The sequence below is a fragment of the Embleya hyalina genome (genome assembly GCF_003967355.1).
GTDB lineage: Bacteria > Actinomycetota > Actinomycetes > Streptomycetales > Streptomycetaceae > Embleya > Embleya hyalina.
The window spans coordinates 103,298-124,780 of record NZ_BIFH01000040.1 but is presented as its reverse complement, the minus strand read 5'-3'; the positions used below and the strand labels follow the sequence as shown (position 1 = coordinate 124,780).

The 21,483-nt window shown below is 72.4% G+C and carries 14 protein-coding genes and 1 pseudogene; 2 read left to right on the top strand and 13 right to left on the bottom strand.

All coding sequences use genetic code 11. From position 1 onward, the window contains the following. Positions 1–7: 7 nt before the first annotated feature. From EMA17_RS40725 to EMA17_RS40675, 11 genes and pseudogenes are all read right to left on the bottom strand, one after another. A complete protein-coding gene (locus tag EMA17_RS40725; RefSeq protein ID WP_126642276.1) occupies positions 8–6,520 on the bottom strand; it encodes a DUF5979 domain-containing protein in 6,513 nt (2,170 codons plus the stop codon). Between the two features lie 242 nt (positions 6,521–6,762). Next, positions 6,763–8,034 (bottom strand): MFS transporter, encoded by a 1,272-nt coding sequence (locus EMA17_RS40720; protein ID WP_126642275.1) that lies wholly within the window; start codon positions 8,032–8,034, stop codon positions 6,763–6,765. A gap of 9 nt (positions 8,035–8,043) precedes the next feature. Continuing rightward, positions 8,044–8,610, bottom strand: coding sequence for a GNAT family N-acetyltransferase (locus EMA17_RS40715; RefSeq protein ID WP_126642274.1), 567 nt, complete (start codon positions 8,608–8,610; stop codon positions 8,044–8,046). Further along, a complete protein-coding gene (locus EMA17_RS40710) occupies positions 8,611–9,795 on the bottom strand; it encodes a type III PLP-dependent enzyme (RefSeq protein WP_126642273.1) in 1,185 nt (394 codons plus the stop codon). Between the two features lie 19 nt (positions 9,796–9,814). Further along, on the bottom strand, positions 9,815–11,128 hold the full coding sequence (locus EMA17_RS40705) for a DUF6271 family protein (protein WP_126642272.1): 1,314 nt from the start codon (positions 11,126–11,128) through the stop codon (positions 9,815–9,817). Next, entirely contained in the window at positions 11,110–12,183 is a 1,074-nt protein-coding gene (locus EMA17_RS40700; RefSeq protein WP_126642271.1) for a phytanoyl-CoA dioxygenase family protein, read from the bottom strand. The genes EMA17_RS40705 and EMA17_RS40700 overlap by 19 nt, the downstream gene beginning before the upstream one ends. Positions 12,184–13,164: 981 nt before the next feature. Next, entirely contained in the window at positions 13,165–14,346 is a 1,182-nt protein-coding gene (locus EMA17_RS40695) for an NAD(P)/FAD-dependent oxidoreductase (protein ID WP_174861510.1), read from the bottom strand. A 3-nt stretch (positions 14,347–14,349) separates the two neighbouring features. After that, on the bottom strand, positions 14,350–14,538 hold the full coding sequence (locus EMA17_RS40690; RefSeq protein WP_126642270.1) for a ferredoxin: 189 nt from the start codon (positions 14,536–14,538) through the stop codon (positions 14,350–14,352). Positions 14,539–14,593: 55 nt separating this feature from the next. Then, positions 14,594–15,445: a fumarylacetoacetate hydrolase family protein gene (locus EMA17_RS40685; RefSeq protein ID WP_126642269.1), complete on the bottom strand. Its 852-nt coding sequence runs from the start codon at positions 15,443–15,445 to the stop codon at positions 14,594–14,596. Next, entirely contained in the window at positions 15,442–16,398 is a 957-nt protein-coding gene (locus EMA17_RS40680; protein ID WP_126642268.1) for a DODA-type extradiol aromatic ring-opening family dioxygenase, read from the bottom strand. The genes EMA17_RS40685 and EMA17_RS40680 overlap by 4 nt, the downstream gene beginning before the upstream one ends. Further along, positions 16,394–17,861, bottom strand: a pseudogene (locus EMA17_RS40675) (aldehyde dehydrogenase); the annotation flags it as partial. The pseudogene EMA17_RS40675 and the gene EMA17_RS40680, both read right to left, overlap by 5 nt. 174 nt (positions 17,862–18,035) lie before the next feature. Here EMA17_RS40675 and EMA17_RS40670 point away from each other — a divergent pair. Together EMA17_RS40670 and EMA17_RS40665 are read left to right on the top strand one after the other, a co-directional pair. Beyond that, entirely contained in the window at positions 18,036–19,565 is a 1,530-nt protein-coding gene (locus EMA17_RS40670) for an aldehyde dehydrogenase (RefSeq protein WP_126642266.1), read from the top strand. Positions 19,566–19,671: 106 nt separating this feature from the next. Next, positions 19,672–20,361: a gamma-glutamyl-gamma-aminobutyrate hydrolase family protein gene (locus EMA17_RS40665; RefSeq protein ID WP_126642265.1), complete on the top strand. Its 690-nt coding sequence runs from the start codon at positions 19,672–19,674 to the stop codon at positions 20,359–20,361. Between the two features lie 31 nt (positions 20,362–20,392). Here EMA17_RS40665 and EMA17_RS40660 read toward each other — a convergent pair whose 3' ends face one another. Both EMA17_RS40660 and EMA17_RS40655 read right to left on the bottom strand, forming a co-directional pair. After that, positions 20,393–20,770 (bottom strand): DUF4259 domain-containing protein, encoded by a 378-nt coding sequence (locus EMA17_RS40660; protein WP_126642264.1) that lies wholly within the window; start codon positions 20,768–20,770, stop codon positions 20,393–20,395. An 89-nt stretch (positions 20,771–20,859) separates the two neighbouring features. Further along, positions 20,860–21,432, bottom strand: coding sequence for a MarR family winged helix-turn-helix transcriptional regulator (locus EMA17_RS40655; protein ID WP_126642263.1), 573 nt, complete (start codon positions 21,430–21,432; stop codon positions 20,860–20,862). Positions 21,433–21,483: the final 51 nt, after the last annotated feature.

Below are 21,483 nucleotides of genomic sequence, written 5' to 3'. Positions count from 1 at the left end.
CCGTGGCCTACTGCTGCTTCCGGCGCCTGCGTGCCCCGACGCGGATCAGCACGAAGCCGATTCCGGTGAGCGCCGCGGCCAGGGTCGCGAGCAGCATCGGGGAGAGGCCGACGCCGGTGCCAGGGAGCGGCTTGGGCGTGGGTGCGGGCGGGGACGGCAACAGGGCGGGCGGTGTCGACGGCCCGGTCGGCCGGGTCGGCTCGGTGGGCTTCGTGGGCTCGGTCGGCTCGGGCGACTCCGTCGGGGGCACGATCGGTGCCGTCGGCGGACCGGTGGTCGGCGGCCGCGTCGTGGGCGGCGCGGTTGTCGTCGGAGGCGCAGTGGTCGTCGGAGGCACCGTCGTCGGCGGAGCAGTGGTCGGCGGAGCAGTGGTCGGCGGAGCCGTCGTGGGCGGTGCGGTCGTCGGTGGAGCCGTCGTCGGCGGTGCGGTCGTGGGCGGAGCCGTCGTCGGAGGCGCCGTCGTGGGCGGAGCCGTCGTGGGCGGCATCGTCGTGGGCGGAGCCGTAGTCGGCGGAGCCGTCGTCGGCGGCAGCGTCGTAGGCGGCACCTCCCGGTGGCTGTTCGTCACCGTCACCGCCGCCTGACCGCCCACCTGGACCACCCCCGGCGGCGTGCTCGGATCGGTGTCCACGAACGTCACGTCGGTGTCCGGCGCCCGGTTCACCTCCTCGACCGTGCAGCGCGCACCGGCCGGCACCGTGATGGTCCTGCTCTGGTCGACGGTCAGCGTGAATCGCGCGTCGCCGGCGGGCAGCACGATCGGCAGTTCGCCGCCGTCCGAGTCGCGGGCGACACACTCGACGGTGATCGTGTACCGACCGTCGCCGGCCGGGCCCGTGACCCGCTTGGTGACCAGGAGCCGCGCGACGTCGAAGGTGTTGACGGCGGTGATCGTCACCGGCTCGTCGCTGCGGATCGTCACCGCCTTGTCCGGGGTGTCGTGGTCCACGACCACCGAGCCGGCCCCGCCGGTGCGCGATTCGGTCGCCCGACAGCGGGCCCCGGTGGGCAGCGGGTAGCCGAGGTCGACCTCACGTTGTCCGGCGCCGTCGAAGCTGTACGGGCGCCGGTCGACCAGGGTCTGCACCCGCCCGTCACCGGTGTCCAGGACACAGGTCAGGAGCAGCGTGTACTCCCGGCCGGCGGCGAACCCCGCGCCCGGGCCCGTCACCTGCTTGGCCAGGCGCAACTTCCCGGTGGAGAAGGTGTTGACCGCGTTGATCACCACGTTCGGCGCGTCCTTGGTGACGATCACCGCGTCGGCGTGGTTGCCGTGGTCGATGGTCACCTCGGCGGCGCCCCCGGTCGCCGTCTCCTCGGCCCAGCAGCGGGCGCCGATCGGCAGGTCGGGGACGTGCAGGCTCGCGCCGGCCCTCAGCTCGTAGCGTTTGCGGATCACGAAGGCCACGGCCGGGGATCCGCCGTCGCCCTCCGCCTCCCGGATGCAGGTGACCCGGAAGCCGAACACCGCGTCGCGGACGTACGGCGCGTCGGCCGGCGCGCCGGCGACCCGCTTGTTCAGCGTCAACGATCCGGTGGAGAAGGTGTTGGTGAAGTCCACCAGGACGCTGTCGGCCTGGTCCCTGCCGGGCCGGATGGTGATCGGGCCGACCGGCGGCGGCGCCCGGTCGGCGCCCGCCGGGTCGGCCTCGGTGACGACGCACTCGGCGCCGGCCGGCAGGTCGTCGAGCGATCCGGTCAGGTCGGGCGCCTTGAGCGCGAGGGTACGGATCACCGCGTCGGCCCTGCCGTCGAACGAGCAGGCCACGTGGAAGCGGAAGGTGCGGTCGGCGAACGCGCTGCCGGGGCCCTCGATCCGCTTGACCACGCGCAGCGAACCGGTCGGGAAGTCGTTGGTGACGGTCAGGCTCGCGGTCCGGTCCGGAACCGAGTCGACCACCGCCGTGTCGGGCGCTCCGCCGACCGAGTCGCCGGCCGTGACGGTCACCGTGCCGGCTCCGCCGGCGACCGGCTCGGTCGCGGTGCAGTGTGCGCCGCTGGGCAGTTCGTCCAGGGTCTGCAGGCCGGCTCCCGCGAACACCAGGTTCCTGGGGTAGCCGGTCAACGGCCGGTCGGCCAGGGTGCAGTCGACCCGGACGGTGAACGGCCCGGAACCGACCTCGCCGGCGGCGGCGCCGGTGACCGTCTTGGCGACGCGCAGGCTCGCCTTCCGGTACTCGTTGGTGATCACCAGGTGTTGGCCCTCCTCGTCGGGCCGGGCCGGGGTGATCACCGCCCGCAGGGCGTTGGCCTCGCCGAGCTCGACGCTGTGCGCGCCGGCGGAATCGGTCTCCCAGACCCGGCAGTTCGCGCCGGCGGGCACGCCGACCAGGGCCATCGGGGTGTACGGGGTGATCTCCCACGTGCCCTCGCGCACCACCTGTGGCGTTCCGCCGGCGGGGGTGACGGTGCACTGGTAGGCGACCGTGTACGGGCCGGGCGGCAGGCCGTCGGGCAGGCCGACCACGGCCTTGTCCACCCGCAGGTTGCCGAAGCGCATTCCGATGCCGACCTTCGGCGGCTCGGTGACCGGGAGTTCCTCGGCGGCGCCGTTGCGCACCACGGTCTCCGAGTGGGCGAACGAGTTCCAGGCGATCGCGGGATCGCCGGGCTCCCGCAGGTCCACCGGCGCGGACATCGGCAACCGGACCAGGATCTCGCCGCCGGGGGCGAGCAGCGGGTCGAACGCGACGCTCATCTCCACTCCGGTGGCGTCCGGGGTGTGGGCGGACTGCCAGTTGCCCGGGGCACAGGGGCGGCTCGGGGTCTGGATGGTGGTGCCGCAGGGGCTCGCGACAGTGGAGTAGCGGGTGGTCGGCGTACCCGGCCCGACCAGCTCGGGGGCTCCGGTCAGCAGCGGGCGCGGGACCCACTCGGTGCCGCGCTGCTGGTTGCCGAGCAGTACGCCGGTGTCGCCCCGGTAGGGGAAGACGTCGAGGACGCGGACCTCGCGGCCCGGCTCGGTGCCGGTGTTCACCGCGCGGATCAGGTATTCGAACCGCTGTCCCGGCAGGACGAGCGCGGTGCACGGGTACTGCGTGTAGGTGACGCCGGCGCGCTTGAACAGCGGGCAGGCGGGCGAGTCGAGCGCGACGTAGGTGTGGGTGACCGAGTTGTACAGCCCGAGTGTCGGGTCGCCGGTCACCCACTTGGATGCCTCGAACGCGGTGCCGGGCAGGGTGGTGACCTCGGCGCGGGAGGTGCAGTAGGTGCCCCTGCCGAAGTTGGCCGAGTCGTCCACGGCGGTGCCCTCGCGGGCCGAGCCGGGTGCGCAGTCCAGGTCGGGACGCCGGTCGGAGCCGGCGCCGGCGATGTTCTGGATGACCGAGTCGCCAGGCACGCCGGGCGCGAGTCGGACCTGGAAGGTGATCTTCAGCTCGGCGCCCGGCAGCAGGTCGGTACCGGTGAAGCGCCAGATCACCTTGGTGATGCGTCCGGTGCCGTCCCGCTGCGGTTCGTACGTGGGCACGGGCGGCGGGCTGGTGCCGGGTCCGGTCGCGGTGACCCGGAAGGGCATGCCGCCGGGGCCGGCGAAGGATTCGTCGAAGCGCAGCAGGTCGGGGATCGGGTCGGCGACCACCGGGTCGGGCACCACGCCGGTGCCGGTGTTGCGCACGGTGATGGTGAACGGGGCGGTCTCGCCGGGTCCGATCCGCGAGTCGGGGGTCTTGGTGACCGCGAGTCGCGCGGTGCCCGCCTGGAGGGTGAGTGTCGCGGTGCTGTCGCCGAACGGGAAGAGTTCACCGGGTTGTTGCAGCCGGCTCTCGCCCGCCGCCGAGGCGGTGTCCGCGAGCGTGTCCGGCACGGGGGTGCCGGGCGCGGAGCGCAGCGAGTCCCGGGCGGCCACCTTCAGGCAGACCGTGGCCTGCGGACAGGGGCCGTCGGCGGGGTAGTCGGAGCGGGGCACGAGGTCGTGGCCGCCCCGGGACGAGGTGAAGGTGAAGCGCAGGCCGCGCACGTCGGCGGCGGCGACCCCGCCGGGCAGGCCGGGGGTGTTGTCGCCGGTCGCGGTACCGGTGATCCAGGTCGCGCCCGGATCGACGCAGGCGGTGGTACAGGCGTCCACCCGGACCTGGTCGGCGCCGGGCGGGAAGCTCACCCCGGCGATCCGCAGCAGGTCGGCGGCGTCGAAGAAGTCGGCGTCGTCGTCGGTGACCACGAGCTGCTTCAGGTTGATGTTGCCGGTGTTCTCGGCCCGGATCCGCAGGTCCACCTCCTGGCTCGGCACTCCCGGCAGCGGCCGTGCGACGGTGGCGGGAGCCAGGCTCTTCTGTACCGAACCGCCGGTTCGGGCGGGCGCGGTGGTGGTGTTCTCACCGGTACAGGCGGGGCCGCCGATGGGGGTGCCGGCGGAGCCGATCTGCATGCAGTTGTGGATCTCCGCGCCGTCCGGGACACCGTCGCGGCGTTCCACGGTGACGTCGAGGATGATCCGGCCGCGCGAGGGCAGGCCGCCCTCGACGCGGGCGCGCACACCTCGGGCCCGGCCGAGCAGCGCGGCGTCGCCGGCGGCGTAGGGCACCCAGGCCGAGGCGGCCGGGTCGTACACCTCCAGCACGATCGGCAGGCCCGACGGGTAGCGGTAGGCGACGCTCAGCGAGGTCAGCCGGGCGAGGTCGAAGACGGTGCCGGTCGCGGTGGGGTCCGGCGGGTCGGTGATCGAGGGCCGGTCCATCGCGCCGTTGCCCTCGTTGGCCAGGTCCAGGGTGAACGTGACCGGGGTGCCGGGCGGCAGTTCGGCCTGGTCGACGCTCTTGCCCTGCCGGATGTCGGTCCGGGGCGATTCGAGCGGCAGCGACGTGCAGGCCGTGGACGAGCCGGAGCCGGAGCCGTCCACGGGGTTGGTCGCGCCGGCGTCGGCGCAGTTCGCCACGCCGTCGCGGGCGTCGGACTCGTCGACCCGGGCGTTGAGCGTGCCGTGCAGGGCCAGGCCGCCGGTCGCGTTGGGCACGATGGTGCCGTGTCCGGCGGCGTCCGTGCCGGTGTAGGTGATCGAGACCCGACTCGGCGGACCGCCGTTCGGACAACCGGTGTTCGGCACCACCTGCCGGTCCGGCGGCCGGGTCAGCGGGACCGGGCTCGGGGTGCTGCCGTCGCGGCAGGTGACGGTGAGCGTCGCGGCGACCGCGCCGCGCGGGAAGTCGACCCGGAGCTTGGTGACGTCGACCCTGTCGAACTCGCTCACGGCGGAACCGGACGGCTCGGTGATGGTCAGCGAGGCGACCGGGAAGGAGGCGGTGTTGCCGGCGCCGACGACCATGGTCACCGGTGCGCGGGTGCCCGACACGGCCGCGCCGTCGGCGACGAAGTCGCCGTTGGTGTCGGAGAAGAACTCCTTGGTCGCGGTGACCGTGGCGATGTTCGGCAGGATGTCGAAGTCGGCACAGGCCGGGGCGCCGGCCACGCTGCCCGCGATCGGATCCAGGGCGGTGCCGGCGGCGCAGTTGTGGATCGTCGTGCGGGTGGCCGGATCCAGCGGGTCACCGGTCGAGCGGACCGTCTCCCGCAGGGCGAGCCGCATCCGCACTTCGCCGCCGGTGGCGTCGTAGGGCAGCGCGGAGCCGGCCGCGTTGGCGAACTCCAGGCGCACGCCGGTGACCTTGCCCGCCTCCACGCCGGGGGGCAGCGGTACGTCGGGGCCGGCGGTGAGCGGTCCGGCGACGTACTCGGCGTCGGTACACGGGGTGCCGATCGGCTTCACGCAGACCAGGACCCGCACCCGGTCGGCGCCGGCCGGGAAGCGGTCCACCGGGCCGACCCCGATCAGGTCGAAGGCGTCGAAGGTGGCGGGGGTGGTGTCCTCGACGGTGAGTCGGGTGACCTGGGCCGAGGTGGACGACGCGTTGCGCACGCCGAGGGTGATGGTGCTCCACGCGTTCGACCGGGCCACCGCGGAGCCGTCGGCCCACCGCTTGGTGGTGATCGGGCGGACCTCGCGCGGGATGTGCACGGTGACGTCCGCGCTCGCCTCGGCCGGGTCGGCGTTGTCCGCCCTGATCGTGGCGGTGTTGGTGATCCGCGTGCCGTCCTCGAACGTGGTCTCCCGGGGCACCCGCAGGCCGATGGCGAGGTTGCGACTGGCACCGGCGGGCAGGCCGGTGCTGCCGGCCGGCGCGGGCGGGCTGGGCAGCGGCTCGGTGAAGGTGATCACCAGCCGGCGGGTGGCCGGGTCGTAGCTCACGGTCCGGGTGTCGGTGGTCATCGGCAACGAGGTGACGTCGAATCCGGCCGGGAGCACGTCCTCGACCGCGGCACCGACACAGGACGTGGTCAACGACGAGCAGCTGGCCGTCAGTTCGTAGGAGAAGACCCCGCCGGGCTCCAGCGGCGCGGTCGCCCCGGTCACCTTCTTTTGGATGCCCACGACGGCGTCGGCGGCGACGACCTTCCGGGCCGCGGGCCGCGTACGCCCGTCCTCGGCGGCCGACACACCGTCCCGGGAGGGAAGCGCGAACAGGCCCGCGACCATCGCCGTGACCAGGGTGAGGCAGGCGACGTTCAGCCTCGGGTGTACGCGCATGCGTTTCCTCGCGGGGTTACGGCACTCCATGGGATCGGGCGGTCACATTATGTGATGGAAGATCATTATTTGTGTGCATTGATCGACACGGCGGGTCGCGGGTCGCGGGTTGGGGTCGCGGTCGCCGATCGGCCCGGCCGGGCGCGGAGACGAGGAAGCCCCGTCGCCCGCCTTCTCGTAAGCGGGTGACGGGGCTTCCGTCCGTGTCGTGGCTCGGCGGCCACGGACCGGGCTCGCGCGGGCTACGCGGGCGCGTCGGTGAGCGGGGTGCGGTCGGCGGGGGCGGGAGTCGGGGCGGGGGCGGGCTCGGCGTCGTCGGTGTCGGTGTCGGTGTCGGTCACGCTCGTCCAGTGGATCCGCGTGGCGCAGAGGGAGACCAGGAGCGCCGAGACGGCGACCGCGCCCATCCCCCACACGAGGCTGCTGCCGCTCGCGATGAAGCCGATCAGGGCGGGCCCGGCCAGCAGGCCGGTGGTACCCATCGCGGCGACCAGGGCCAGTGCGTCCGAACCCGCGCGCGCCGCCGCGACATACACACACGGGGTGACCGCGGCCACGCCCAGGCCGACGCACGCGAAGCCGATCAGCGCGGGCACCACGCCGCCGACCAGGAGCGCGACCGCCAACCCGGCACCGGCCAGCACACTCCCGGCCCGGACGATCCGCCCGTCGCCCCAGCGGGTGCGCCACCCGTCGGCGAAGACCCGGGCGAGCACCATCATCACCGAGACCACGGCGATGCCCAGCGGGGCCACCTCCGCCGACGCGTGCGCGACGTCCTTCATGTACAGCGCCGACCAGTCGTTCATCGCGCCCTCGGTCACCGTGCCGAAGGCCATCGCGCAGCCCATCCAGACGGTGATCCGCGACGGCATGCTCAACCGGCGCCGACCCGTGGGCGCCGGCTCGGCGGCGACCGGCTCCGGTGCGGCCTTCGGCGCCGCCTCGTCGTCGGTCAGCAGCCCGTTCCGGGCGTAGCCGATCAACAGCGCCAGCAGTACGGCGGCCACCGCGAAGTGCGCGGCCAACGTGGAGGTGACCGCGTTCATCCCGGAGGCGAGCAGCGCGGCGCACAACGACCCGCCGCTGAACGTGGCGTGCAGCTTGGCCATCGCCGTGCGCTGGTAACGCACTTCGAGCGCGGCGCCCTGCGCGTTCATCGCGACGTTCAGGCAGCCCACCGCCACCCCGTCGAGGCAGATGATCAGCAGCGCGACGGGGTAGTTCGGCGCCACCGCCAGGGCGAGCAGCAACACACCCAGCGCGAGTGCGGACAGCAGCGCGAGCAGGCGCGAGCCCAGCCGCCGGGTCAGGATCGCGACGAGCGGGAACGAGGCCGCCGCACCGGCCCCGCAGGCCATCAGCAGCAGACCGACCTCGGCCTCGCCCAGGTCGAGCCTGCTCTTGATCGCGGGCAGCCGCGACGCCCAGGTGGCGTACTGGAGTCCCAGAAAACAGAACAGTGCTGCGATCGCCACCTGTGCCCGGCGGAAATCATCGCGAACGCGAAACATGTGATCGGCCTACTTCGTCATCCGAGGGTGATCCGCGCGACGGATCGTCGAGGGGTTGCGCCGCTCCGGGCGGGGGTCCGCGGCCACCGCCATGGACATGTACACCGCGTCCGGGCCGTAGTTCGCGGGGAGTGCGATCTCGCGCAGGGCGTGGAACCCCTGCGCCGACCAGAACCCCTCGCTGCCGCCGACGGAGACGAGGGAGATGCGCTGGTACCGCTTGGCGCGCGCCGCGGTGGTCACCCGGCGCAGCAGTTCGCCCGCCAACCCGTCGCCGCGGTGCGCCTCGCCGACCACGAGGTCGTGCAGGTGCAGGTTGCGCGAGTGGAAGACCACCTCCTCCTCCCGATCCAGGTCCGGGTATTGCCCCACCGGGTAGGGCAACGACAGGACGTAGCCCGCGAGTTGTCGGCCGACCTCCAGCACGAAGCAGGTGGCCGGCGAGGAACGGGCCCGCGAGCGGAGCGCGGCCCGTCCCTCCGACAGTGCGCCGTCGGCATAGGTATCGGCTTCCAGCGCGACGATGTCGTCCCAGTCGCCTTCGGTGATGTGCCGAATGCGCACGTCGTGGTCCATCTACACCAGACCTTCCACGGATACGTCGACGCAGGTGTACGGCAGCGGGGCGAACCCGTTGAAGCCCTGTGTGGTGTAACTGGTCGCGTAGGCGCCGCTGGAGAGGATCCACACCGGATCCCCGGAGGCGACCGCCCTGGGCACCTGGACGAGATCGCCGTCCGATCCGAAGGCGTCGTCACTGTCGCAGGTGGGTCCCGCGACCACGGCGGGCACGTACTCGGCGCCGCCGTGCGTGGGGAACACCAGGCGGTACTGGAGTTCGTCCATCTCGTACAGGCCGTTGAACTTGCCGCAGGTCAGGTACAGCCAGCCGCGGCGTTGTCCGTCGGGCTGTTCGCGCGTGGTCAGCCGGGACACCCGGGCCCGGATCGCGCCGTTGTCGGCGACGAAGTAACGCCCCGGCTCCATCAGGAAGTCGAGCGGTACGGCGGACACCCGGCGCAGCCGCCGGATGCCCTCGCGGATGACCTCGAAGATCTTGTCCAGCGGGGGTTCCAGCGGTTGGCCGTGCCGGTCGAGGTAGCCCAGCGCCGGGAGTCCGCCGCCGAGGTTGACGTGGTCGGGGTGGATCCCGCGCCGATTCAGTGCCGCGAGGGTGTCGGCGATCCGGTCGAACGCCTCCTGCCAGCCCTCGGTGGTCATCTGCTGCGAGCCGACGTGCACGGACAGTCCGGCCGGGATCAGGCCCTCGGCGCGGGCTCGTTCCAGTACCCGCAGGGCGTCGGCGCCGGAGCAGCCGAACTTGCGGCTGAGCCCCCACAGCGCGCCCTCCCCGCTGGTGGCGAGGCGGCAGAAGACCCGCGAGCCGGGGGCGTGCGCGGCGATCGCGACGACGTCCTCGACGCTGTCCGTGGCGAAGTCGCGGATGCCGAGCCGGTACGCGTCGGCGATGTTCCGGTCGGACTTGATGGTGTTGCCGTAGTGGACGCGGTCCACGGGTACGCCGGTCTCGATCGCCTGCGCGATCTCCTGCGGGCTGGCCGCGTCGAAGCCCGCCCCCTGGCGGGCGAGGCAGCCGAGGACCTCGTCGACGGGGCAGGCCTTCATCGCGAATCGCACGGCGACGTCGGGCAGTTCGCGGATCAGCGTGTCGTAGCGTTCTTCGATGCCCGCGAGATCGAAGACGATCAGGTCGTCGGCGGCGGTGGCCAGGGCGGCGCGCATGTGTGCGTTTACGTGCATGATGTCGGTCCGGGTCCCACTATCCGTGCGGTTCGTGGAGGCTTGTGGCCCGGCTCGCCCGGACCAGCGAATCCCATGTCTCGATCAGCAGCGCGAAGTCCTCGATGTCCTCCTGGACCTCGTCGAGCAGGCGTGGGCCGCGGGTGACGAGCGTGTCGGCGAACTCGGCGTAGCGGCCACCCAGTCGTCGGTAGGAGCGGTCCAGGGCGTGCAGTCGGTCGATGTTGTCCGTGCGGTCCGACCGGGTGCTCTCGCGGGCGAGGTCGGCGATCACCGCGGGGCGTACGTGGCGTGCGTCGTCCAGGAGCGTGCCACCGGCCGCCGCCATGCGGTCGTAGATGAACTCGAAGTAGAGCATCGAGAGGAAGAACTTGGTCAACCGGGTCTGGTAGGCCGCGAATCCGGGGTCGGTGCGGCGTTCCGCGGTGTAGAAGTTCACGATGTTGCGGTTGTGCAGGACTCCGGGCAGTGCGGCGTCGTGGATCAGGTGCAGGAGGAAGTAGTCGCTGCCGATGGTGTCGGTGGCCGGCGGCAGCGGTACCCGTTCGTACACCGCGTGGTCGAACGCGACGTTGCACATGTCCACCCGCATCGGGTCGACGACGGTCAGGAGCGAGTGGTCCGCGACGAACGGTGCGGTGCCCGCGCCCGTGAACGACTCGTCGACCAGTTCCCGTTTGCGCTCGTCGGACCAGGCGGGCGGGGCCCACAGGCCGACCACGTCGTAGTACACCTCGGGGTCGAGGCGGCGGATCTCGCCGATGTCGACCGAGAGTTCGCCGACGAACGAGCTGCCGACCAGGACCACGGGGTCGGCGGCCAGGGCCGGATCCAGGGTGGTCTCCGACACGCCGGCGCTCGCCTCGCGCGCCGGTCGGCCGAGCGACATCAGCTCGTGGTGGATCGGGAAGACCGGGGCGCCGTGCAGCGTTTGGTAGGTGCTGTCCGAGTCCCGGCGGTGCATCGATCGGCAGCCGAGGGCGGCGGCGATCAGGAACGCGCGGTTCGTGCAGGCGCCGTAGGAGACCCGGTCCGGGAGCATCAGGTCGAGCAGCAGGTCCGGCTTGGTGACGTCGGCGCGGGCGACGACCGCTCGGAGGAAGGCGCGCTGTTCGCTTTCGTCGAGATGGTGCACGACCACGTGCGGTGTCGCCGGCAGGGCGGCGACGGCCTGCCGGTGTCCGCTCAGCGTCGCCGGGTCGGAGGAGTCGAGGATCAGCAGGTGCACCTCGACGTCGAAGTGCCGGGCCGCGTGGGCCGCCTCGGCGGCGATCGCCGAAATCGTGGCGGCGCAGGCCCTGTTGGTGGGTAGGGTCAGGCAGATTGCGTGCATCGCGCTTCTCCGGTCGATGGTGCGGGTGTGGGCCCGCTCCAGGATTCGAGGCCCAGGAGCTTCCTGCCGAGATCGTTCAGCGTCGCCGTCTCGTACCTGAGGGATTCGTGCTTGCGGGCGTCGCCGACCAGCGTCTTGTTCCAGTCGGGGGTGCGCAGGTGCCGCCAGGAGTCGACTCGGGATTCGGTCAGTTCCCGGTTGCTTTCGAGCGCGGGCATCATGGACAGGTACTGGACTGCGCGCACGCCGCGCTCGGAGGTGTTGCGGGCCACGCCGTGAGCGAGCAGTCCGTTCCAGATCAGCAGGTCACCGGCCGCCAACTGCGGTCGTACCACGGGGTATTCGGCGCGATCCGCGTCCGGCCGGATCGGGTCGCGGTCCTCGGGTTGGCCGGACTTCCAATGCTCGAACCGGTGGAACAGCTCCGGCGAACACTGGAAACCGCCGTGGTCCGGGCGGGTGTCGTCGAGCGCGATGATGCCCTGGACCCGCTGCGGGGGTGTCGCGAGGGTGGTGTCGACGTCCCAGTGCAGCTCGATGTCGAAGCCCTTGTCCGTGGGCGCGATGTGCGCGCGGTCGCGGTCGCGGATGTTGGGCGGGTTCAGGTTGAGCCGGTCCAGGGTCACCCACAGCTCCTCGCAGTCCCACACGTCGACGAACGCGTCGTAGACCCGGGCGGACTGGCGGCTGTCCCAGATGAGTTGGTGGTGGTAGGCCTCGACGAAGCCGTAGATGTGCAGCTCCTGATCCAGCGCGGAGCGGAACCGCCGGTCCTCGGAGTACCAGCTCTCGGGGTCGTTCGGGTCGAGCCCCTGGAAGTCCCAGGCGAATTCGAGGAGTCGCGCGGCGGCCTCGGCCGGGATGGCCTCTTTGACGACGACGTACCCGTAGGTCTGCCAGAAGTCGAAGTCGGCTTCGGAGAGCACCCGCAGGGGTCGGGTCTTCTTCAGGTCGCGCAGCGGCGTCGGGGCCAGGTAGGTCTCGCCGATCGAACTGAAGTAGGGGATCTCGGACGCGGCTGGGTACGGGTACGGGTCGGATTCGGGCGTCGGCATACGATCCCTCCAAGGCTCGAACGATCTGGTCGGTACGCGGGCGTGGGGCATCGCGGTTCGTGCCGGCGTACCGGCGCGTCGGCGCGATCGCCCCGCCCCGGCCGTCGCCGTCCGGGATCGACCGGGCGAGTCGAGGCACGGGCGGCGGTCGGCCGTTCCCGGGCATGGTGAAGTCGTGGACGGGAAAGGGCGGTTCGCTCGTCATCGGACGGGCGCGACTGCTCGTGCGCGCTCGCCCGGCCTGCGGGTCGCCTCGATCCGACCGAGGGCAGGACACATCACAACCTCGCCTGCCCGCGCGTGCCGCGAGGACCTGCCGGTCGCGGAACATGTGTCGGGTGAGGCCGCCGATGTGCTGCCGTGTGCGGTGCTCGGGAGTTCGGCTGTGGGAGTCAGCCGGGAGAATCGGCCGAGGGAGGTCGGCCGGGGGGTACGGCGGTACAGGGGTGGTGGTCCGGGGAGGCCGTGATCCCCGACGAAGCCTCGTTCGGGATTCCTACCTCCTCGTATCCGGCGCCGCAGATCGATCGCGGACACCCAAAGCGAACGCGAGATGCCTCACCGACCGGCCGCGCTGCCACGCTGCGGCCATGCCGGGACACACACCTCTCCAATCCCCGTACCTCTAGGTTGGTCTAGACCAACTTTCAGTGTCAACCCCCACGATGATCCTTTTTGCAACGGCGCGTTTCCGCGTGATCACGCAGGCGGAGAACGGACGCTCGGCGGCCGGCGAGGTGTTCGCACGCCGTTTGACCTCGGTTGCACGGGAGTTCGCTCGGCACTTCGGCAATCACCGTGCCGAACCCACCCGAAGGCACGGGAATCACACGCGAGCCGTCCACCCGGGAAGCGGCACGCAGGTCCCGCGGTCGCCACGGACGGCGACCCGAAACGCGCTGCCCGCGTCCGGACGCGGCGGCCGCACGGGACGAAGCAGCCCCCGACTTCGATGTCGGGGGCTGCTTCGTCGCGTCGGGGTCAGTCGAGCCGGCTGCGGTATTTGGTGGACAAGGGGTGGGATCCGGGGGTCAGGGACACCACACCCACCAGGGTGTCGTCGCGGTGGTAGCCGACCGCGCAGGCGGTGGTCCACGTGCCTTCGAGGAGGCGGATGTCGGTGGCGCCGAGGGCGGGGGCACCGTAGGACTGGAGGCGGTCCTCGTATTGGTCGGACCAGAAGCCGGGCAGCGGGGCGAAGGGGGCGGCGGGCGGGGCGGTGTCGGACAGGTGGGCGGCCAGGGTGCGGGCCGCGTGTCTGGCCGTGTCGGTGGGGATGCTCCAGTGTTCCACGCGGCGCGGCACGTCGTCGTAGCGCGGGTTGGCGAAGCGGGCCACGTCCCCGACGGCCACCACGTCGGGGCGGGATTCGACGCGCAGTGCCGCGTCGCAGCGCACGCCGTCGGTGAGGTCGAGGCTGTTTCCGGCCAGCCATTCGGTGTTCGGGACCGCGCCGATCGCCTCGACCACCGCGTCGGCCGCGAGCGTGCGGCCGTCGTCCAGGACCACTCCGGTGACGTGCCCCTCACCCGTCAACCGCTCGACCGTGCGGCCGAGTTCGAAGCGCACCCCGCGAGCCGTGTGCCGCCGGCGCAGGGCCGCGCCGAGTTCGGCGCCGAGCGGGCGGTACATCGGCTCCGCCTCCGGCGCCACCACCGTCACCTCGGCCCCCAACAGGCGTGCCGTGGCCGCGACCTCACAGCCGATGAAGCCCGCACCCACGATCACCACCCGGCGCCCGGGACCGAGGGCGTCGCGCAGCCGGCGCGCGTCGTCGAGGGTGCGCACCACGTGTCGCCCCACCGCCGGCCCCGGGCAGCCCAACCGGCGCGCACGCAACCCGGTGGCCACCACCAGACCCGCGTACGACAACGACGATCCGCCCGCCAGCCGAACGCGACGCGCCTCCAGGTCGACCCCGGTCACCGCCTCGCCCAGCCGCCAGTCGACGTCCGCGCAACTCGTGCGTGGCCGAAAGGCGACCGCCGCGTGCGTCACGTCGCCGGCGAGCACGTCCTTGGACAACGGCGGCCGGTTGTACGGCATGTGCGGCTCGTCGCCGACGACGGTGATGCCGCCGGTCCAGCCGGCCGCGCGCAGTTGTTCGGCGGCCCGCAGACCGCCCATGGACGCGCCGACGACCACCACCCGACGCCCGGCCATCGCTCAGTCCTCGATCGTGATGGCTTGCAACGGGCAGACGTCGGCGGCGTCCTCGACCGCGTCGCGCAGCGTGTCGTCCGGTTCGGCGACGAACTCCAGGCGTCCGGCGTCGTTGATGCGGAACACCTCGGGCGCGGAGAACACGCATTGCCCGTGGTCCTGACACCGGTCCATGTCGACGATGACCTTCACGGTGGTGGTCCCTTCCGATCGGATGAGGTGGTGGGCCGAGCGAGTGGCGGGCAACTCACCGCCTGGGCGCGCGGATTCCGCGCAGCTCCCAGTCGCCGCCGAGGGCCGTGGAGCGCACCTCTTCGGACTCGGTGGGCTGCGCGCCGCAGTCGGTACGAATGGGGGTCGGGCCGGTGACGATGTGGTTGGCCAGTCGGCCCAGACCCTCCGCCTCGACCTCGACCACATCGCCCGGCTGTACGGGACGCGAGCCGGCCGGGGTGCCGGACAGGAGCACGTCGCCGGGGTCCAGCGTGATCGTGCGGGCGATGTCGGCGACGAGGTAGTGCATGTCCCACTCCATCTCGTCGGTGGAACCCTCCTGCACCACCAGACCGTTGACGTAGGTACGCAGCGCCTTGCCGCGGAAGTCCCAGCCCTCGACCAGACCGGGGCCCAGCGGACACAGCGTGTCCGAGCCCTTGACCCGCAACATCGAGCCGGCGTCGGTGTCCCGGAAGTCGTGCAGGCCGTAGTCGTTGGCGAGGGTGTACCCGCGGATGTACGCGCCCGCGTCGGCGGGGGCGATGTTGCGGCAGGTGCGGCCGATGACGATCGCGATCTCGCCCTCGTAGTTGAGGTATTTGCACCCGGCCGGCCGAACGACCGCACCGCCGTGCGCGTTCAACGACGACGTCGGCTTGTGGAAGTAGGTCGGCGCGGACGGCAGCGAGGTGCCGAACTCCTCGACCCGGCTGCGGTGGTTGAGGTGCACCGCGACGATCTTGCCCGGTGCGACGGGCGGCAGGTGGTGCGCGTCGGCCGCCTTGATCCGTCGGCCGTCGGCGGCGACCAGTTCGGCCCCTTCGCGGACGACCTCGACGACGGCGCCGTCGAGCAGGATGCGGCGGTACTCGGTGGTGGTCATTCGGCTCGTCCTCGGGAGGTGTGGGGGTCGGCGACTCGGGAATGGGGGTCGGCGAGCCGCGAGGCGGGTGCGTCGGGCGCCGTCCAGCCGCCCGCCGGCCGGTCGAACCAGACGTGTGCCTGCCCGGTGCCGGTGGCGTTCTCGTACTCGCCGACCAGCCGCCCCGGTGCGGTGCAGCGCTCCTCGCCGAGCGCGCCGAGCATCATCAGGTAGTGCCCGAAGCGGGCCTCGGGCTTGTGGCGCAGGAAGTCCGGCATGCCCGCGAGTACGCTCGCGTGGTCTCCGCGCTCCATCCAGGCGATGCGCCGCTCGTCGGCGGCGCGCCCCTGCGGGGTGCGCACGTGCACCGGGTCCGACGCCTCGTGGTCGCGCAGTTCGCGCAGGCTCCAGAACGTGTGCGAGAACGCGCCGGACGCGATCAGGAGCACCCTGCGGTCGGTGGCCGCGATGCCGTCGGCGAGTGCCCGGCCGAGCCGCAGGTTGTCCTCGACGTCGGCGGTCTGACAGCAGCCGATGCCCAGCCAGCGTTTGCCGGGGACGCCGAGGTGGTGCCACAGGTTGACGGTGGCGTAGTGGATCGGCAGGAACGGATCCTCGATCGGCGTGATCCAGGTGCCGTGCCTGGCCGCGAACCCGGCGGTGGCGTGTGCCAGTTCCGGGTCGCCGGGGAAGGAGTAGGGGATCTGCCGCATGCCGCGCGGCAGTTCCTCCGAGGTGTACAACCCGGCGCGGTGCGCCTGGGCGGCGATGACGAACTCGACGGTGGTCGCCCAGTGCGAGTCGAAGACCACGACGGTGTCGTAGTCGAGCCGTTCGAACACCTCGGCGCGCAGCCGGGCCAGGGCCGGGACCAGGCTGATCTCCCGTCCCTCGTTCAGCTCGTACCGCACGTCCGGGGGCAGCATGATGGTGGGCGAGTGGGCCAGGATGCCCGCGCCGACGATCTCTCCCATGGTCAGTGCCATCCGTTCGGCGACGTCACGGTGTTCTTGACATCGCAGTAGAAGTCGAAGCTCCAGGTACCGCCTTCGCGGCCGATGCCCGACTGCCGCGCGCCGCCGAAGGGTGCCCGCAGGTCGCGGACGAAGAAGCAGTTGACCCACAGCGTGCCCGCGGCGAGCCGCGCGCCGACCCGCCGGGCACGCTCCCGACTTCCCGTCACCAACGTCGCGGCCAGCCCGAACCGGGTGTCGTCGGCGAGGGTGATCGCCTCGTCCTCGGTGGTGAAGGTCTGGAGGGTCAACACCGGACCGAAGACCTCCTCCCGGACGATCTCGGCGTCCCGGGCGACGTCGGTGAGCAGTGTGGGGCGGTAGTACAGGCCGCCGAGTTCGGTGTTGGGCCCGCCGCCGAGCAGTGCCTTGGCACCGGCGTCGAGCGCGCGGCGGACGAAGCCGTCGACCCGGGCGAGGTGCTCCGGGTGGATGTTGGGTCCCATGTCGGTGGCCGGATCGCGCGGGTCGCCCTGGACCAGGGTGCGGGCCTTCGCCAGGAACCGCGCGGTGAACTCGTCGGCGACGGCGGCGTCGACGAGCAGCCGGGTGGCCGCCAGGCAGACCTGGCCGGCGTTGTCGTACTGCTCGACGGCCAGTTCCACGGCCAGTTCGAGGTCGGCGTCGGCGAAAACCAACAGCGGTGATTTTCCGCCGAGTTCGAGACTGACCGGGGTGAGGTTGGCGGCTGCGGCGGCGCCGATGTGCCGGGCCGTGGGGACCGAGCCGGTGAAGCTGATCCGGCGCACGTCCGGGTGTGCGGTCAGCGCGGCGCCGACCTCCTCGCCGAAGCCCTGGACCACGTTGAACACGCCCGCCGGCAGACCCGCCTCGGCGGTGATGTCGGCCAGCAGCGACGCGGTCAGCGGGGTCCACTCGGCGGCCTTGAGCACGACGGTGTTGCCGGCCGCGAGCGCCGGGGCGACCTTCCAGGTGGCGAGCATCAGCGGCGCGTTCCAGGGGGTGATCAGCACACACGGCCCGGCCGGGTCCCACGAGACCCGGTTCTCGTGCCCCCGGGTGTCGAAGTCGTCGTGTCCGAGCGAGTCGGTCAGCCAATCGGCGAAGAACCGGAAGTTGTGCGCGACCCGCGGCATCACCCCACGCAGGTGCGAGCGAAGCAGCGCGCCGTTGTCCGTGGTCTCGACGATGGCCAACTCGGCGAGCCGGGCCTCGACGCCGTCGGCGACGGCGTGCAGCAGTCGGGCCCGCTCGGCCGGCGGCGTGGCGGCCCACCCGGGAAAGGCGGCGCGGGCGGCGGCCACGGCCGCGTCGGCCTCGGCGCGCCCGCCCCGGGCGATCTCGCCGAGCACGGCGCCGTCGATCGGCGAGACGTCGGTGAAGGTGTCCGCGGACCCGACCCGCTCGCCACCGATCCAGTGCCGGGTGTCGACGGTGACGCCCGCGACGGTGACCTCGGTCATGGATACCCCTCCAAGTCGTTTGACCCCAAACAATTTAGCCGGCGCCGAACACGACGGTCAAGCCCTCTCCCGGGAAGGCCGTTCCGCTGTATCGTTTGCTCCCAAACAATCACCACCGAGACCCCGCCCTCCGGTCGCCTCGCGCGGCCGACCGCCCCGACGAAAGCGGACACCATGACGGAGCACCCCCACCCGATCGACCCGGGCGCCCCAAGCGCCCCCGGCGACCACCCCACGCACGACGACTGGCTGCACCGCGCCGACCGCCTCCGTCCCGTAACGGTCCATCACATCGACGGCGAGGACCACCCCGGCGGCGGCGACACCTTCACCGTGATCGCCCCGCGCGACGGCACCCCCCTCGCCGAACCCGCCCGCGCCGGGCAGCACGAGGTCGACCTCGCCGTCGCCGCCGCCCGCCGCGCCTTCGACGCCGGGCCCTGGCCCCGACTCGCCCCGGCCGAACGCGGCCGTGCGCTGATCCGGCTCGCCGACGCGGTCGAGGCCCACCGAGCCGAACTCGCGCTGACCGTCTCGCTGGAGATGGGCAAGCCGATCACCGAGGCGTACGACATCGAACTGCGCGCCGTGGCGGCCACGTTCCGCTGGTACGGCGAGGTCGCCGACAAGCTGGTCGACGAGGCGCCGCAGACCCCCGCCGACGCCCTGGCCCTGGTCACCCGCGAGCCGGTGGGCGTGGTCGCGGCGGTCGTCCCGTGGAACTTCCCGCTCACCATGGCCGCCTGGAAGGTCGCTCCGGCACTGGCGGCCGGCTGCACCGTCGTGCTCAAGCCCGCCGAGCAGTCACCACTGTCCGCCCTGCGGCTGGGCCGCCTGGCGAGCGAGGCCGGCCTGCCGCCGGGGGTGTTCAACGTGATCGCCGGCGAGGGCCCGACCACGGGCCGCGCCCTGGGTCTGCACCCGGACGTCGACGTGCTCGCGTTCACCGGCTCCACCGCCGTCGGCCGGCACTTCCTGCGCTACGCCGCCGACTCCAACCTCAAGCGGGTCTGGCTCGAACTGGGCGGGAAGTCCCCGCACATCGTGCTGCCCGACGCCGACATACCGGCCGCCGCGGCGAGCGCGGCCTGGGGCATCTTCTTCAACCAGGGCGAGATGTGCACCGCGCCGTCCCGGCTGCTCGTGCACTCCTCGATCGCCGACGAGGTGGTGGACGCGGTGGTCGACCGGGCCCGCGCGCTGCGCGTCGGCGACCCGCTCGACCCGGCCACCACGATGGGCGCGCTGGTGACCGCCGAGCACCTGGCCCGGGTCGGGGACCACATCGCCCGCGCCGACGCCGCCGGCGCCCGGCTGCGCACCGGCGGGACCCGGCTCGATCGCCCGGGCCACTACCTGGAGCCGACCGTGTTCGACCGGGTCACCCCCGACATGGCGCTCGCACGCGAGGAGGTGTTCGGCCCGGTGCTCGCGGTACTCACGTTCGACACCGAGGACGAGGCGGTCCGTCTGGCCAACGCGACCGAGTACGGCCTCGCGGCGGGCGTGTGGACCACCGACCTCTCCGCCGCGCACCGCCTGTCCCGGGCCGTCCGCGCCGGCACGGTCTGGGTCAACTGCTACGAGGAGGGCGGCCTCAACGTGCCGTTCGGCGGCGTCAAACAATCGGGCCACGGCCGGGACAAGTCGCTGCACGCGCTCGACAAGTACACCGACCTCAAGACCACCTGGATCCGCCTGTGACACCGAGGGCCGGCGACTCCCCCGACCCGCCCGGCGGTTCCTCCCGAGCGGCCGGGCCGCCGTCCCCGCAGCGCACCACCGTTCCCCCGCATTTTCGGAGACCCCCGTGCCCCGCCCCCTGATAGCCCTCCCCTGCCGGTTCGCCGCCACCACGTCCGCCCTGCGCCACGCCGCCGAGGTGACCGCCCGCGCCCTCGCCGAGGCGGTGTACCGGGCGGGCGGCGAGCCGTTCATGATGCACCCGGCCGAACCCGCCGGTGCCGCGGCCCGGTTGGCCCGCGCCGACGGCCTGCTGCTGCCCGGCGGCGGCGACCTGGCGCCGAGCACCTACGGCGCGGACACCACGCATGACGAGGTGTACGACGTCGATGCCGACCAGGATGCCTTCGACCTCGCCGCCGCCCGCCACGCGCTGGCCGTCGGCCTGCCCACCCTCGCCGTCTGTCGGGGCCTGCAGGTGGTCAATGTGGCGCTCGGCGGCACGCTGTCCCAGGACATGCCCGTCCACCACCGCCACGTCGTCCACCCGGTGACGCTGACCCCCGACTCGACCACCGCCCGCGCCGCCGGCGCCGAGGACCTGGACGTCTCCTGCTACCACCACCAGGCGATCGACCGCCCGGCCCCCGGGCTCCGGGTCACCGGCACCGCCGCCGACGGCATCGTCGAGGCGGTCGAACTCGTCGACCCCGCGGGCTGGTTCGTCGCGATCCAGTGGCACCCCGAGGACACCGCAGCCATCGACCCGAGGCAACAGGCCCTGTTCGACGCACTGATCGAGGCGGCCACGCACTGACCATCCGCACCACGACACGGCGCGCGGCGTGCTACCGGGCGGCCTCGGTACACGCCCGCGCCATGCGGTCGAACGTGGCGACCAGTATCGCCCGCCGCTCCCGTTTCCACTCCTCCGACGGCCCCAGACCGTCGATGGTCCGCTCCCAGACACCCACGAAGGTCTGCTTCCACCCCTCGACCACCTCGGCGGCGGGCATCCGGTCGGCGACATAGCCGGCGTCGTACAGCGCGCACACCAGTTCCAGGTTGCAGGGGATCGCCACACCCCAGTACTCGTCCGGCTCCAGCTGCACCGGATCGTCCGCCGCCATCACCTCGGCGACCTCGTCGACGAGCCGATCGACGATCATCGTCAAGTGCTCATGGGCGGGATCGCTGTCGAAGTTGCCACTGCCCCACGTACCCACGTTTCCTCCTCGTCCGGACCCGCCCGCTCGATGCGGCGCACCGAGCGAAGCAGACCCGTCCGACATCCGCCCCGACCCCGCGACCCCGCCTACCCCTTCGGGCGCCGCCCCCCGCGCCTCGGCTTCGGTTCGCCGCCGGCCAGGAGTTCCTGGCGGCGTTCCTCTCCCTTGGCCTCCAACCGCGCCACGATGCGGCGCAGGCCGTCGGCCAGGGTGAGGCATTCGTCCGCGGTCAGGTCGTCGGCGACGAAGGCCTCCTCCGCGTTGAAGGCCGGGAAGACCCGGGCCATCAGCTCCTCGCCGGCCGGGGTCAGCGAGAGCAGCACGAGCCGGCCGTCGGTGGCGTGCGCCGCCCGATGGAGCAGCCCGCGCGTCTCCAGCGTGCGGGCCACGCCGGTGAGCGTGCCCTTGGAGATGCCCGCCTCCTCGGCGACGTGCCGGGTCTCGCTCTCGCCCCAGATCCACACCTCCCACAACACCGTGAACGCGGTCCAGGTGAGTTCCGCGTCGCGCAGCACCGAGTTCTCCAGGTGCTGGCGCACCGCGGCGGCGGCCCGATAGATGTTCGACACCGCGGCCATCTGCTCGCGCCGCAGCGGGATGTCGCCCAGCCGGGCCCGAACGGCCTTCTCCGTCTCGGTGATGGACCGCTTGCCGACCAACGTGCCCCGCCTTATCTAGTCGTGCGCGTATCCGACCCCGGCCCGATACGC

Excerpts from the sequence above, each read along its gene's own strand:
- EMA17_RS40725 (WP_126642276.1), bottom strand. The coding sequence starts at position 6,520 with ATGCGCGTACACCCGAGGCTGAACGTCGCCTGCCTCACCCTGGTCACG.
- EMA17_RS40720 (WP_126642275.1), bottom strand. The coding sequence starts at position 8,034 with ATGTTTCGCGTTCGCGATGATTTCCGCCGGGCACAGGTGGCGATCGCA.
- EMA17_RS40715 (WP_126642274.1), bottom strand. The coding sequence starts at position 8,610 with ATGGACCACGACGTGCGCATTCGGCACATCACCGAAGGCGACTGGGAC.
- EMA17_RS40710 (WP_126642273.1), bottom strand. The coding sequence starts at position 9,795 with ATGCACGTAAACGCACACATGCGCGCCGCCCTGGCCACCGCCGCCGAC.
- EMA17_RS40705 (WP_126642272.1), bottom strand. The coding sequence starts at position 11,128 with ATGCACGCAATCTGCCTGACCCTACCCACCAACAGGGCCTGCGCCGCC.
- EMA17_RS40700 (WP_126642271.1), bottom strand. The coding sequence starts at position 12,183 with ATGCCGACGCCCGAATCCGACCCGTACCCGTACCCAGCCGCGTCCGAG.
- EMA17_RS40695 (WP_174861510.1), bottom strand. The coding sequence starts at position 14,346 with ATGGCCGGGCGTCGGGTGGTGGTCGTCGGCGCGTCCATGGGCGGTCTG.
- EMA17_RS40685 (WP_126642269.1), bottom strand. The coding sequence starts at position 15,445 with ATGACCACCACCGAGTACCGCCGCATCCTGCTCGACGGCGCCGTCGTC.
- EMA17_RS40680 (WP_126642268.1), bottom strand. The coding sequence starts at position 16,398 with ATGGGAGAGATCGTCGGCGCGGGCATCCTGGCCCACTCGCCCACCATC.
- EMA17_RS40670 (WP_126642266.1), top strand. The coding sequence starts at position 18,036 with ATGACGGAGCACCCCCACCCGATCGACCCGGGCGCCCCAAGCGCCCCC.